Source organism: Pseudomonas sp. W15Feb9B, from assembly GCF_000828175.1.
GTDB lineage: Bacteria > Pseudomonadota > Gammaproteobacteria > Pseudomonadales > Pseudomonadaceae > Aquipseudomonas > Aquipseudomonas parakoreensis.
The window spans coordinates 99,714-113,541 of sequence record NZ_JTKF01000011.1 but is presented as its reverse complement, the minus strand read 5'-3'; the positions used below and the strand labels follow the sequence as shown (position 1 = coordinate 113,541).

Annotated in this window: 12 protein-coding genes and 1 tRNA gene; 4 read left to right on the top strand and 9 right to left on the bottom strand. The window is 59.7% G+C overall.

The window, feature by feature from the left end; translation table 11 throughout:
- Positions 1–104 precede the first annotated feature (104 nt).
- Positions 105–1,100 (top strand): catabolite repressor/activator, encoded by a 996-nt coding sequence (gene cra, locus OC71_RS08015; RefSeq protein WP_041066838.1) that lies wholly within the window; start codon positions 105–107, stop codon positions 1,098–1,100.
- A 3-nt stretch (positions 1,101–1,103) separates the two neighbouring features.
- The gene (locus tag OC71_RS08010; RefSeq protein WP_041066835.1) at positions 1,104–1,880 is read left to right on the top strand and encodes a TatD family hydrolase; all 777 of its coding nucleotides are present in this window, start codon (positions 1,104–1,106) and stop codon (positions 1,878–1,880) included.
- A 96-nt stretch (positions 1,881–1,976) separates the two neighbouring features.
- Here the strand turns inward: OC71_RS08010 and OC71_RS08005 are convergent, their stop codons facing one another.
- The 5 genes from OC71_RS08005 to OC71_RS07985 form a co-directional block, all read right to left on the bottom strand.
- On the bottom strand, positions 1,977–2,372 hold the full coding sequence (locus OC71_RS08005) for a hypothetical protein (RefSeq protein WP_041066832.1): 396 nt from the start codon (positions 2,370–2,372) through the stop codon (positions 1,977–1,979).
- Between the two features lie 295 nt (positions 2,373–2,667).
- Positions 2,668–4,698, bottom strand: coding sequence for a methyl-accepting chemotaxis protein (locus OC71_RS08000; RefSeq protein ID WP_041066829.1), 2,031 nt, complete (start codon positions 4,696–4,698; stop codon positions 2,668–2,670).
- Between the two features lie 197 nt (positions 4,699–4,895).
- Positions 4,896–5,735 (bottom strand): regulatory signaling modulator protein AmpE, encoded by an 840-nt coding sequence (gene ampE, locus OC71_RS07995; RefSeq protein ID WP_041066826.1) that lies wholly within the window; start codon positions 5,733–5,735, stop codon positions 4,896–4,898.
- Positions 5,732–6,292 (bottom strand): 1,6-anhydro-N-acetylmuramyl-L-alanine amidase AmpD, encoded by a 561-nt coding sequence (gene ampD / locus OC71_RS07990; protein ID WP_041066823.1) that lies wholly within the window; start codon positions 6,290–6,292, stop codon positions 5,732–5,734. The genes ampE and ampD overlap by 4 nt, the downstream gene beginning before the upstream one ends.
- A gap of 64 nt (positions 6,293–6,356) precedes the next feature.
- The gene (locus tag OC71_RS07985) at positions 6,357–8,543 is read right to left on the bottom strand and encodes a DUF1631 domain-containing protein (protein ID WP_041066820.1); all 2,187 of its coding nucleotides are present in this window, start codon (positions 8,541–8,543) and stop codon (positions 6,357–6,359) included.
- Between the two features lie 305 nt (positions 8,544–8,848).
- On the opposite strand from OC71_RS07985, the gene nadC reads away from it, so the two are divergent.
- Positions 8,849–9,697: a carboxylating nicotinate-nucleotide diphosphorylase gene (nadC, locus tag OC71_RS07980; protein WP_027610785.1), complete on the top strand. Its 849-nt coding sequence runs from the start codon at positions 8,849–8,851 to the stop codon at positions 9,695–9,697.
- A gap of 51 nt (positions 9,698–9,748) precedes the next feature.
- Here the strand turns inward: nadC and OC71_RS07975 are convergent, their stop codons facing one another.
- On the bottom strand, positions 9,749–10,048 hold the full coding sequence (locus OC71_RS07975; RefSeq protein ID WP_041066817.1) for a DUF6388 family protein: 300 nt from the start codon (positions 10,046–10,048) through the stop codon (positions 9,749–9,751).
- A gap of 276 nt (positions 10,049–10,324) precedes the next feature.
- Here OC71_RS07975 and OC71_RS07970 point away from each other — a divergent pair, with 276 nt between their 5' ends.
- Positions 10,325–10,819 (top strand): hypothetical protein, encoded by a 495-nt coding sequence (locus tag OC71_RS07970; protein WP_041066814.1) that lies wholly within the window; start codon positions 10,325–10,327, stop codon positions 10,817–10,819.
- Positions 10,820–10,825: 6 nt separating this feature from the next.
- Here OC71_RS07970 and OC71_RS07965 read toward each other — a convergent pair.
- The 3 genes from OC71_RS07965 to rpsO all read right to left on the bottom strand — a co-directional run bounded on the left by OC71_RS07965 (position 10,826) and on the right by rpsO (position 13,724).
- Positions 10,826–10,901, bottom strand: a tRNA-Thr gene (locus OC71_RS07965).
- 254 nt (positions 10,902–11,155) lie between these two features.
- A complete protein-coding gene (pnp, locus tag OC71_RS07960) occupies positions 11,156–13,261 on the bottom strand; it encodes a polyribonucleotide nucleotidyltransferase (RefSeq protein WP_007961443.1) in 2,106 nt (701 codons plus the stop codon).
- Between the two features lie 193 nt (positions 13,262–13,454).
- On the bottom strand, positions 13,455–13,724 hold the full coding sequence (gene rpsO, locus OC71_RS07955) for a 30S ribosomal protein S15 (protein WP_003221553.1): 270 nt from the start codon (positions 13,722–13,724) through the stop codon (positions 13,455–13,457).
- Between the last annotated feature and the right edge of the window lie 104 nt (positions 13,725–13,828).

The following is a 13,828-nucleotide window of genomic DNA, read 5'->3' as shown; positions in this document are numbered from 1 at the left end:
GAAGTCCAACTTGTCGGATGCGCTGCGACAATAGTCGTCTGCCTGAATCGGGTAGGATTGGCGAAAATGTCGCGGCAAGCTCGAAAAAACAAGGAAATACCGGGTTGAAACTCAGTGATATCGCGCGGTTGGCCGGAGTGTCCGTGACCACCGCCAGCTACGTCATCAACGGCAAGGCCGAACAGCAACGCATCAGCAACGCCACGGTCGAGCGGGTGCGTGCGGTCGTCGAACAGCACGGCTTCACCCCCAATCCACAAGCGGCCGGGTTGCGCAGTCGGCACACGCGCACGTTGGGCTTTATTCTGCCGGATCTGGAAAACCCCAGTTATGCGCGGATCGCCAAACTGCTCGAGCAAGGCGCGCGCGCGCGGGGTTATCAGTTGCTGATCGCCAGCTCCGACGACGCGCCGGACAGCGAGCGCCAGTTGCTGCAACTGTTCAAGGCGCGCCGCTGCGATGCGCTGATTGTCGCCAGTTGCCTGCCGGCCGGTGACGACAGCTATCGCCAGTTGCAGGCCAAGGGTCTGCCGATCATCGCCATCGACCGGGTCATGGAACCCGAGCACTTCTGCTCGGTGATCAGTGACGACCGCGAAGCCAGCCTGCACCTGACTCAGAGCCTGCTCGCCCCGCAGCCAAAACAGATCGTGCTGCTCGGCGCACGTCCGGAGCTGAGCATCAGTCAGGAACGTGCGGCCGGCTTCAAGCAGGCACTGCTCGACTTCAAAGGCGAAGTGCTGATCGAGCACGCCGAGTCCTTCAGCCGCGAATGCGGCAAGCAACTGATGGAAGAACTCCTGCAACGTCTGGGGCATTTGCCGGATGCACTGGTGACCACCTCCTACGTGCTGCTGCAGGGCGTGTTCGATGCGCTGCATGACTTCCCGCTCAAATCCCGTCCGCTGCGCCTAGGCACCTTCGGTGACACGCAGTTGCTCGACTTCCTGCCATTGCCGGTCAACGCCATGGCCCAGCAACATCAGTTGATCGCCGACAAGGCGCTGGAGCTGGCATTGGCTGCGGTTGAGCAAGCCGAATACAAGCCTGGCGTGCAGGCTATCGCGCGGACCTTCAAGCAGCGTATTCACCGGGACTGAGCCGTGGAGCTGATCGACAGCCACACCCACCTCGACTTCCCCGACTTCGACGCCGATCGCGCGGCGTTGCTCGCCGAAAGCCGCGCTCTCGGCGTGCGGCGGATGGTGGTGCTGGGGGTTTATCAGGGCAATTGGCAACGGCTGTGGGATCTGGTGCAGAGCGATGCCGACTTGTATGCAGCGTTCGGTCTGCATCCGGTGTACCTCGATCAGCATCGACCCGAAGACCTGCGCGCACTCGGTGACTGGCTGACGCGGCTGCGCGGCCATCGGCAACTGTGTGCGGTGGGCGAGATCGGTCTGGATTATTTCATCGAAACCCTCGACCGCGAACGCCAGCAAGCGCTGTTCGACGCGCAACTGCAACTGGCGGCAGACTTCGATTTGCCGGCGCTGATCCACGTCCGCCGCAGCCACGCAGCCGTAATCGCCACGCTCAAGCGCTTCAAGCTCAAACGCGCCGGGATCATCCACGCCTTCGCCGGCAGCCGCGAAGAGGCACGCGAATACATCAAACTCGGGTTCAAACTGGGTCTGGGCGGCGCGCCAACCTGGCCGCAGGCGTTGCGCATGCATCGCGTGCTGGCGGATCTGCCACTGGATTCGATCGTGCTCGAGACCGATTCGCCAGACATGGCCCCGGCGATGTTTCCCGGCGTACGCAATACACCGGCACACTTGCCGGCGATCTGTGCGGCGCTCGCCGAGTTGATGAACATCAGCCCGGAACAACTGGCCGCTGCCAGCACTGCCAACAGCTGCGAAGTATTCGGTTGGTAACACGCCTTCTGTAGGAGCTGCGGCACGCTGCGATCTTTTGCTCCTCGCCCTCAAAACAAGATCAAAAGATCGCAGCCTCGTTTCACTCGGCAGCTCCTACAGTCGGTTCGCATGCGCTCTGGCTGCGTCGAGGATCAGGGTCATGTGCTGACGGTGGTGAAAAAAACGCAGCAGCGCGAAGTACGCGAAAAGCACGATCAGTGACGCATTCAACTGTTCAGTCACGCTGAGCAGCCCGATCCATTCCATGACCAACGCCACCAGCAGCGCAGTGCACACGGTTACCGACGCGCTGAAGCGCAGCAATCCCAGCGAATCGAGGGACTTGAAGCGTTTGATCTGTTTAGGGCAGCGCAGCTCCAGTGCTTTCTCGCAGTGTGCGCAGGTGAACGGTTCGTTGATTGCGATGGCGTTGAGTTGCCAGGGTTTGAGTACCTGTAGGGTCTGGCAATGAGCACAACGGCCCTGGATTCCCAGGGTTGCAACGGACATGAGCGGCCTCCTCGACGCAATCAGCGGAACTCGGATACTGGCTCATTAATGACGAAAAGCCAGCCGTCGAAAGAAAACAGGAATTGGCTTACACGCGTAAGTATCAATGCATTACAAAATGTTCTGACATCTGCCCTGCTCCCCCTGTTGGAATGAGCATGTAGTGAGGGGATTCATACCCGATGGACTGCGCAGCGGTCCCTGATCACTTACAGGCTTGGGGCGGGACGCTGCGCGTCCCATCGGGGATGAATCCCCTCCCTACAGGTTTTCTGCCAAGGGGGCGCGGCATGATTCAGACGCGGAACGCACTGATCAGCTGTTTGAGTTCCACCACCTGCGCCGACAATGCCCGGCTGGCGTCCTCGGTCTGATGCGCACCTTGGGCCGTGCGTTCACCGGCGCGGTTGATCTCGACGATGTTCTGGTCGATGTCATGCGCGACGGCGGTCTGCTGCTCCACGGCAGCGGCGATCTGCTGGTTCTGATCGACGATCATGCCTACCGCCCCCAGGATGTTTTCCAATGCCTGCTGGACCTTTTCCGACTGCCCGACCGTGCCGTTGGCCATCTGATGGCTGACGCCCATGGCTTTCACCGCCGCGCCGACGCCGCCATGCAGTTTGGCGATCATCTGTTCGATTTCTTCGGTCGATTGCTGAGTGCGCTTGGCCAACGTACGCACTTCATCTGCCACCACGGCGAAGCCACGGCCCTGCTCGCCGGCACGGGCCGCTTCGATGGCCGCGTTAAGCGCCAGCAGATTGGTCTGCTCGGCAATGCTCTTGATCACTTCCAGCACGCGGCTGATCGACTGGCTGTCGCTGGCCAACTGATTGATCACCAGCACCGATTGGTCGATCTCGCTGGCCAGCGCGGCAATGCTGCCCTGCTGCGACTCCACCAGTGTGCGGCCGCTGACGGTTTCATCGTTGACGCTGTGCGCACTGCTCACCGCTGCCGCCGCGCTGCGTGCAACTTCCAGCGAGGTCGCCGACATCTGATTCATCGCGGTCGCCACTTGCTCGATCTGCGTGCGCTGCCCGGCCACCGCCTGATTGCTTTGCGCGGAGACATTTTCTACCTGCCCGGCCTGGCGCTCGACCTCGGCCACCGTATGGCCGACCCGTTCGATCAGGTCGTGGATCTTCCTTACGGTGCCGTTGAACACCTCACCCAGCTCGCCGAGTTCATCGCGGCTGCTGGCCTTGAAATTGACCGTCATGTCACCGGCCGCGACCTTGTCCATCATCGCGCCCAAACGCTTGAGCGTGGTGCGGGTCGAGGCGTAGAAACCCGCGTAGAGATAGAAAATCAGCACGAACACCACCGACAACGCCACCGCCTGCAACACCATGTGCGTGCGGTTTTGCGCCAGGCGCTGTTGCAGTTGGGTATCGAGAAATTTCAAGGTCGCGTCATTGAGCTGGTAGGTCTGCGCCATCAGCCCGGTGACTTGGTCGTAAAACGTCTGCCACGGAGTATCGAGGGTCTCAGCCACCACGACTTTTGCTTCAAACAGTTCACTGGCCTGTTTGAGCGAGGTCTTGCTGCTGTCGGACGGCACACTGAGGCTGGCGCGCGCAGCCTGGCTGGAGTCGAGGGCGTCTGCCAGTTTCAGCGCGTATTCAGCCTGGAGCTTTTCGATCTGCGCCAGCAACTCGTCGAAACGGCTGCTCGACGAACTGTTGAGAAAACCCTGCCCCAACGAATACGAACCGATGGCCCGACCTTCGCCGAGAGTCTGCGTCACAGCCGGAGTGATAGTGGTGAGCAGCTCGCTGAGCTGGCGGATGTCGCTCTGGTTGTCACGGCTCAAACCGGCCTGACTGGCGATGATCTGGCTGAAAATCTGCGCGTTGCCGAGCAGCTTGCCGATCATTGCGCTTTTGCTTTGCAGGGAGCTTTCCACCTGTTGGGCCTTGAACGCGCTGATCATCTCATCGCGTTTGCCGTCGAACAGTTTGATCTGTACGGGATCGTCGGTCATCGCCTGCAGACCTTGCAAGCGCGCCAGCACGGCTTGCTCCAGGCTGCTGATCTGCGCCTCGAGGTTGTCGGCCTTGCCGGACTGCCCGAGGACAACGTTGATCTGCACCAGATTATTCAGCGTTTCCAGATCCCGGCGCAGGCTCAGGCTGCTGCCCAGCAGATCGAGGCTCTGCAATTCGACCCGGGTGCCCTGGAATTCGCGGTAGGAATCGCGCACCAGGTAGAAATTGGTCACCAGCATCGGCACCAGGAACAGCACGCTGATCAGGCTGAACTTCATGCCGAAGCTCAGACGGTTCATCAGCGAGACGGCGGGATAGAGCAAGCTCTTCACTGGAAGTCTCCCTTGGTTTTTCTTGTTTTTATTGGCAGGCGCGGGGCGAAAGCAGATAGCCACTATCGGGCGCTGTCTCTGTATAGCTCAAATCGGCGGGAGGTTTTGTAACTTAAGGTTAACGACTTCAGGGCGAGACAAAGACCACTGTGGCGAGGGAGCTTGCTCCCTCGCCACAAAGTGTTTACTTGGATTTCTTAGTGAATCAGCACCGTCCACAAGGCAAACCCGGCATACCACAGCACCGCCGCGCGCAGCAGCAGTTCCCACAGGCAATCGAGGGTATTGATACCTTCAGGGCCGACCACCGGCGGCGGGATCTCGCCTGCTGCCAGGCCGACCTTGTTGATCAGATGCGCGGCGCTGATGTTCCAGTTCAACAGCTCGTGCAACATCACCCGGCTGACCGCGACGAAGTTGCCGACCAGTGCAAGGCTGGCAGCCAGCAGGCGCACCGGCAACCAGTCAAAGGCGTGACGTAACTGGCCGGCACGTTCGGCGAGCGCCGGGTTCTGGCTGTTTTCTTCCGCCAATGCCAGTAAGCGATAAGCCAGCGCCGCGACCGGACCGAGCACGAAGTACCAGAAAATCACCGCGAAGAAGCTCTGATAGGCCTGCCACAGCAAGTGACTCTGGACCTGTTCCAGCAATTGCTCACCGCTGTCGGCACAGATATCCAGATCACGCTTGGCCACATGCGCGGCCGCTTGCAGGTCTTCACGCCGCCAGGCGTCACGGAACGGCCCGAGCCCTCCGAGCAGATCACCGCGGCCCAAGGCGTAAATCACCACCACCAAATGCACCGGCAAGGCCAACAAGCCGTACGCGACGGGTTCCAGTACCAGCAGCAACAAGCCGAGCAGCGCCACCGGCAGCAACACCAGAATGGTCAGCACCAGCCACGGTCGATTCGATAATCGTGGGCTGCTTTCGAGTTTGTGCAGCTCGCGGATCCATCCGCCATCGCGTTGAACCCGATGGCGCAAGGCCGAGAACTTCTCGATCCAGACCGCCAGCAGTAACACCAGAAAACTCATTGTCCTTCCTCTTGTGCCAGGGCTGCGCGGTAACGCGCCCAGTCGAATGCCGGGCCAGGATCGGTCTTGCGCCCGGGTGCGATGTCGCTGTGCCCGCAGATACGGGCGCCGGTGATGGCCGGAAATGCGGTTTGCAGCTGACGCGTCAGCGTGATCAGCGCCTGATACTGCGCATCGGTAAAGGGCAGATCATCGGTGCCTTCGAGCTCGATGCCCACGGAAAAATCGTTACAGGTTTCCCGGCCTTCGAACATCGACACGCCCGCATGCCACGCCCGCTCCAGACAGGAGACAAACTGGGTGACGCGGCCGTCACGTTCGATCAGAAAATGCGCCGAGACGCGCAAGTCGGCAATCCCTGCAAAATAGGGATGCTCGGTGACATCCAGACGATTCTGGAAAAATTCCTGCACCTTGCCGGTGGCGAACTGCGCCGGCGGCAGGCTGATGTTGTGGATCACCAACAGGGAGATTTCGCCCGCAGGGCGTTCATTGAAGTTGGGCGATGGGCAGACCTGCACCCCGTGACACCACCCGCTAGCGGGATCCAACTGCATACCGATTCCTTCAACGCCGACTGTGTTGGCGCCCAGTATGCCGTGATCGGCCCCCGGCGCGCGATCACTTGCCGCGATTGAGGCGCCGCAGATTGCCGAGCACCGACTCCAGCGCCCGATCAAACAGCAAGGTGTCATCCAGCGCCCGCACCGCGCCCCGGCGGAATTCAAGGGCCAGGTCGATGCGGCTGCGCTCCAGCACTTTCATCCCGGTACGATCGACAAACACGTATTTGCCGGTGGCTTCGATGACCGCCGCGAGCTTGCAGCGCAGGCTGTGCTCGTCGTCTTCCTGAAAGGCGACCCAACTGCCCAGACGCAGTTGCTCCACCTGACGCAGGCCGGGGTCGTCATGCGCCAGGCCACTGGCATTCAGGCCGATCGCGCCCTCATCAGCGCTGCGCAGGGTAATGTGCTGCGACACTTCAACCAGCGCCGGCGCATCGGCCGGCGGCGGCTCGGATGAGGGCTCAAGCACCCGCACATGCAACGCTTCCAGCTCGCTGAAAAATTCGCTGGTGGCGAACGGATCGAACGCCGAACTGCTCAGGCCATCACGCAATGATTTGAGCAAACCGGGCACCAGCGCCAGCAATCGCAGACCGGCGTCCGCCTCGTCATGACGCTGCACGCTCCAGATCAATTGTTCCATGGTCTGTACATCGGCCTGCCATTCAGCCGACTGGTCGCCATGCTTGAGGCACGTCAGCAGCAACACTTTGCTCCACGCATCACGCACGAACATTACCACCGAAGGCGGCAGGACTTTCCCCAGCAGCGCCAGATTCAACACCTGCTCGACCCGCTGCCGGGCCAACTCGGTTTTCGCTCGCCCTTCTTCGGCGTCGCGCAAACGCTGCTCAAGCAATTCGCTGCGCCGCCGCTCATCGCTGGTGAAGGCGAGGAAGTCTGCGAGCAATTCGGAGAAGATCGCCGGGTCGTCAACGAACTCGGTGAGCAGGCGCTGCACCACTTGTTCAATGCGCAGATACAGACTGTCACGCGCCTCGCCGCTGCAATCGCCCCAGCCCATGGCGGCATCGGCGATTTCATTGAGCAGGCGTCGCGCCGGGTGGCTGCCACGGCTGAAGAAGCTTTTGTCGAGCACCGCCACTTTGAGCATCGGAATCTGCAAACGGGCGATCAACGCCTTGAGCGAATCCGGCAGGTTAGGGTCTTCGAGGATGCAGTCGAAGACCATCGCAATCAGATTGATCACGTCTTCATCCGCACCGTCGACGATGCGCGATTTGCCGCTCCTGACGCTGACCCGCGTCAGCAATTGTTCGAGCTGGTTGCGCAGGTCGAAGTCATCCTGCGCCGCCAGCGCCGGGACGTATTGCTGCAGATGCGAGAGCAGGCGCAACAGATCGCGGGTACTGATCGGCTGCGTCGCGACGCTCGGCTCCAGGGTCGGCGCGACGCTGCCGCGCACGTGCAGGAGCAACTCCTGCAACGCGGCGAAAACTTCCTGTACACCTTCGTCGGCGGGAGCCGGCTCGTCGCTTTCTTCGCTGCTGATGCTCGCTGCCGCACGCTCGATCGCGCGACGCGCAGGTGCTGGTTTCAACTCGGGCAGCACGCCAGTGGCGACCAGCAATTGATTGGCTTCGGCGTACAACGGCTCGGTGTCGGCCAGTACGTAGCGTTCGAACAGTTTGAGCAAGATCAGCTTGACCTTGATCTCCACCCCCAGGTTGCGCCCGGCTTGCAGAAAAAACTCGCAGAGCATCGTCGGCCCGAGCGGGTTGTGCTGGTTGTCGAAATTCTTGCCCAGCAACACGTTGAGCCGCGCGGTCAGTTGATTGAGGGCAAAGCCGTCACGCTTGAGCACCCGACCGACCATGGTCTCGACCGCTACATTGCGCTCCATGTCGTCGGTGCGCGGTGCCGACTCTTCGAACATCAACGAATCGGGCAACGTGTGCTGAACGGGGTCGTACCGGATGAGGGCGACGAAGGCTTCGAAAAATTGTTCGAGAAACCCGCGCTCGATGTTTTTGCGTTTGAGGCGCAGGTCGCGCATGGCTTCGAAAAAGATGTTCTGTTCGACATCGTTGCGCGCCCGGTCGGCCATTTCAAACAGGGTGTCGTCGGCGTTATCGAACAACTCCTGCAAACCGTGGCGCAGTTGCTGGGCCGCCTTGTCGCGGACCTGAAGCAGAATCACAGGCAGGCGGGCGAGCGGCGAGTGATTCGCCTGATCGGTAGCGGCCTTGTGCAAAGGCACTACATTCCCGTCGTTGTGCATCCAAGCCTCCTGAAACGGTGATTCCACTGGGCAGTTACCGCGCAATTCCCTGTGGGAGCGGGCTTGCTCTCACATCAGCGTCAAAGCCATGACGTCAAATGCAAGGCGGATTATCTTGCAAAACTTGTCGCGGGCGCTATAGCCGTCAGGGTTTCCCCTATGCCTGCAACACCTTCCAGTGACCATGAGAAGCGCTGCTTTGCTCACAGAAAATCGACCAGTTGCAGTCTGCCACGCGCGTTCTCGCCTTGGGTTGGCTCTCGCCATGCCCCTATAATCGGCGCACTTAGTTTGTGGAGCCCGTTATGCCGAATCTACGTCTCGCCGATCTGACCGCCGAAATCGAAGCCAACGTGCGCCGCGCGTTGCTCGAAGACGTCGGCAGCGGCGACATCACCGCGCAACTGATCCCGGCCGAACGTCTGGCCAAAGCCACCATTATTACTCGCGATGAGGCCGTCATCTGCGGCACGGCGTGGGTCGACACGGTGTTTCGCCAGCTCGATCCGCGCGTCGCGGTGCATTGGCAGGTGCGGGATGGCGAACGGGTCAAACCCAATCAGCCGCTGTTTCATCTGGAAGGCCCGGCGCGTTCGTTGCTGACGGGCGAGCGCAGCGCGCTGAACTTCCTGCAACTGCTGTCCGGCGTGGCGACGCGTGCGCAGTACCTGGCGGACTTCGTGGCCCAGACCCAGGTCAAGCTGCTGGATACCCGCAAGACACTGCCGGGCCTGCGTCTGGCGCAGAAATACGCAGTGACCTGCGGCGGCTGCCACAACCACCGCATCGGCCTCTACGACGCGTTCCTGATCAAGGAAAACCACATCGCCGCCAGCGGCGGCATTGCGCAGGCCATCGCCGCCGCGCACAAGATCGCGCCGGGCAAACCGGTGGAAGTCGAAGTGGAAAGTCTGGAAGAGCTGAAAGAAGCGCTGACAGCCGGCGCCGACATCATCATGCTCGACGAGCTGAGCCTGGATGACATGCGCGAAGCCGTGCGCCTGAACGGCGGCAAGGCCAAACTGGAAGCCAGTGGCGGCATCAACGAAAGCACGCTGCTGCCGATTGCCGAGACCGGGGTGGATTACATCTCGATCGGTGCGATGACCAAGGATGTGAAGGCAGTGGACCTGTCGATGCGTCTGAGCCTCTGAGGCCCTCACGCCATAAAAAACGCCAGCCCGGTTAAGGCTGGCGTTTTTGTTTCAGACCACCAGATTGTTCATCTCGCAGTACTCTTCCCAATCGACGCCCAACACTTCGGCCGCCTCCTTGTGCAGTTCCAGACGCTTGGCCTCAAACTCTTCAGGGGTGCTGGTGTACTTGAGCGTCAACTCCCACGGCTGCAAGCCCTGGGCCTCGGCTTCGTCCTCGAACGCCCACTGGATCTGGTCCTTCTGCTCATCAGGACTCAGGTCCTTGATCTCTTCCAGCAGTTGGGGCGCGTCGAGCTTGTATTTCTCCAGCGCTTGTTCGTGACGTTGCTCTTGAGTTAATTCGGTCATGGCGTTCTCGCTGATCGTAAGAATGGAGGATGGATCTGGATCATCAAGGATCTCTCTGACGCGGATTGTCCGGCCTTCGGAACCATTCGGGATCATCTGAAAACTGCTAAGCGATGCTCATGCAGGCACCGAATATAGGACGTTTGCATGACGAATTACACGGCTCTTTACATCTCTTGCACAAAAAGTTGACCTGCGGAACATAAATACGGATTTTGAGTCATAGCGATGTGCCACTTCAGCACTCACTCTTGCTGTTCACAAGGAAAACCAGTGATGCGCAGCTTTTCGAAGATTTGTTCCGTTGTGTCTGCCAGTGCCTTGCTCGCCGCCATGCTGTTGCCGGCCAGCGCCATGGCGCTTGAATTGAGCAACAGCAGCTCATCCTATGGCGACAAGGTTTCGCTGATTCACAATGACTACGGCAAGGATGTTGTCATCAAAAGCGATATCAGCATTGATGAACTGCAAAAGATCCGCGATACCGTCCGCGATCAGTCACGTCAGATTGAAGAACTCAAACGCAGCAGCGGTTCGAGTTCGAATTCCAGCAGCAAGGAAATCGATGACCTGAAGAGCAAGGTCAAGGATCAGGACCGGCAACTGGACACCCTCGGACGCCAGGTCGAAGACCTCAAGCGCAACAGCGGCTCGAGCTCGAATTCCGCCAGCAGCGAGATTTCCAGCCTGAAGCAGAAAATCAACGATCAGGATCGCGCCATGGAACAACTCAAACGAACCGTCGAGGATCTGAGCCGCAAAGTGAAATAAGGGAAGTGGTGCCCGAGACAGGAATCGAACCTGCGACCTTCGCGTTACGAGTGCGCTGCTCTACCGGCTGAGCTACACGGGCGGTGGGCTAAACCTAGCACCGGTCTCGGGCTGCGGCAAATTTGAGCATGTTTCTGCTGATTATCACTTGTGGCGAGGGAGCTTGCTCCCGCTGGGTTGCGCAGCGACCCCATGCTTTCTGAGGCTGATTTTTACGACTGCTGCCCAGCCGAGCGGGAGCAAGCGCCCTCGCCACAAATGCGTTTATGGCAGACAAAAAAATGCCCCGCCGTTTTCACGGCGGGGCATTTTCATTGCGCTAAAGCTGGGGGCTGATTAAACGCCCGAAGCCTTGGCCGCTGCCACGTCTTTGATGGACAGCTTGATACGGCCGCGGTTGTCCACGTCCAGTACCAGCACTTCCACTTCCTGGCCTTCTTTCAGGATGTCGGTGACTTTCTCTACGCGAGCGTCGCTCAGCATCGAGATGTGCACCAGACCGTCCTTGCCCGGCAGGATGTTGACGAATGCGCCGAAGTCGACAATGCGCTCAACCTTGCCGACGTAGATCTTGCCGATTTCAGCTTCTGCAGTGATGCTCAGAACGCGCTGGCGAGCAGCTTCTGCGGCATCCTTGGTTTCGCCGAAGATCTTGATCGAACCGTCGTCTTCGATGTCGATCGAGGCCTTGGTTTCTTCGCAGATCGCACGGATGGTCGCGCCACCTTTACCGATAACGTCACGGATCTTGTCGGTATCGATCTTCATCGCGATCATGGTCGGCGCGTTGGCCGACAGCTCGGTACGCGACTGACCGATGATCTGGTTCATCTGGCCGAGGATGTTCAGGCGCGCTTCCAGGGCCTGGCCCAGAGCGATTTCCATGATCTCTTCGGTGATGCCCTTGATCTTGATATCCATCTGCAGCGCAGTAACGCCTTTGGCGGTACCGGCTACTTTGAAGTCCATGTCGCCCAGGTGGTCTTCGTCACCCAGGATGTCGGTCAGGACGGCGAATTTCTCGCCTTCTTTGACCAGACCCATGGCGATACCGGCAACCGGCGCCTTCATTGGCACACCAGCGTCCATCAGGGCCAGGGAAGCGCCGCAAACGGAAGCCATCGAGCTCGAACCGTTGGATTCGGTGATTTCCGAAACCACACGGATGGTGTACGGGAAAACGTCAGCGGCTGGCAGCATGGCCGAAACCGAACGACGGGCCAGACGGCCGTGACCGATTTCACGACGACCAGCGCCACCCATGCGACCACACTCGCCCACCGAGAACGGAGGGAAGTTGTAGTGCAGCATGAACGGGTCTTTTTTCTCGCCTTCCAGGGTGTCCAGCAGCTGTGCGTCACGGGCAGTACCCAGCGTCGCGACTACCAGAGCCTGGGTTTCGCCACGGGTGAACAGCGCCGAACCGTGAGTCTTAGGCAGAACGCCGACTTCGATGTTCAGCGGACGTACGGTGCGGGTGTCGCGGCCGTCGATACGTGGCTTGCCGTTAACGATGTTTTCGCGAACGGTGCGGTATTCGATTTCGCCGAAAGCGGCTTTGACGTCAGCAGCAGAAGGCTGGCCTTCTTCGCCGGACAGCTTGGCAACGACCTGGTCTTTCAGCTCGCCCAGACGTGCGTAGCGGTCAGCCTTGACGGTGATGGTGTAAGCCTGGGAGATCGCTTCGCCGAACTCGGCACGGATCGCGCCCAGCAGTTCGGTGGCTTCTGGAGCAGGCGCCCAGGTCCAGGTTGGCTTGGCAGCTTCAGCGGCCAGTTCCTTGACGGCGTTGATCACCACCTGGAACTCGTCGTGAGCAAACAGTACCGCGCCCAGCATCTGGTCTTCGGTCAGCTCTTTGGCTTCCGATTCAACCATCAGTACGGCGTCGGAGGTGCCGGCAACGACCATGTCCAGGCTCGAAGCAGCTTGCTGCTCGTAGGTCGGGTTCAGCAGGTAGCCGGTGCTTTCGTGGAAAGCGACGCGAGCGGCGCCGATCGGGCCGTCGAACGGAATACCGGAGATGGCCAGGGCAGCCGAGGTACCGATCATCGCAGCGATGTCCGGATCGGTCTTCTTGCTAGTGGAAACGACGGTGCAGACAACCTGCACTTCGTTCATGAAACCTTCTGGGAACAGCGGACGGATCGGACGGTCGATCAGTCGGGAAGTCAGGGTTTCTTTCTCGGAAGGACGGCCTTCACGCTTGAAGAAACCGCCAGGGATCTTACCGGCAGCGTAAGTTTTTTCCTGGTAGTGAACGGACAGAGGGAAGAAACCCTTGCCTGGATCGGCTTGCTTGGCACCGACTACGGTCACCAATACGCTGACGTCGTCGTCAACGGTGACCAATACTGCGCCGGAGGCCTGACGGGCGATACGGCCGGTCTCGAGGGTAACGGTCGACTGACCGAACTGGAATTTTTTGATTACCGGGTTCACGGTGTCCTACCTTCTTTGTGGCTCTTGGGGGAACTGGTTTCTTGCGAAATTCTTGGGCAATGTCGGGAATCGGCCCGCTGACTGTCCGGGTAAAACGGTAGTGCAGATAAAACTTGAGGCTGGGAGCCTGCCAGCCACCAGCGGAAAACCGCTGATGCCTGACAGACAACCAACCTCATAGCGCAATCGCTGATTAGCGACGCAGACCCAGGCGGCCGATCAGAGCGCTGTAACGGCTCAGATCCTTGCCTTTCAGGTAGTCCAGCAGCTTGCGACGCTGGTTTACCATGCGGATCAGACCACGACGGGAGTGGTGGTCTTTACCGTTGGCCTTGAAGTGACCTTGCAGTTTGTTGATGTTGGCGGTCAGCAGTGCAACTTGCACTTCTGGCGAACCAGTATCACCAACAGCTTGCTGGTAGTCGGCAACGATTTGAGCTTTTTCTTGAACGTCGAGAGCCATGAGGCAATCCTTTTATCAGGAAACTGTTTCAAAAACAGTTTCAACAGGCCAGGGACAAATCCCTGTATCTATAAATGAGTAGTGACCGTGCCTGTTGACAGCCA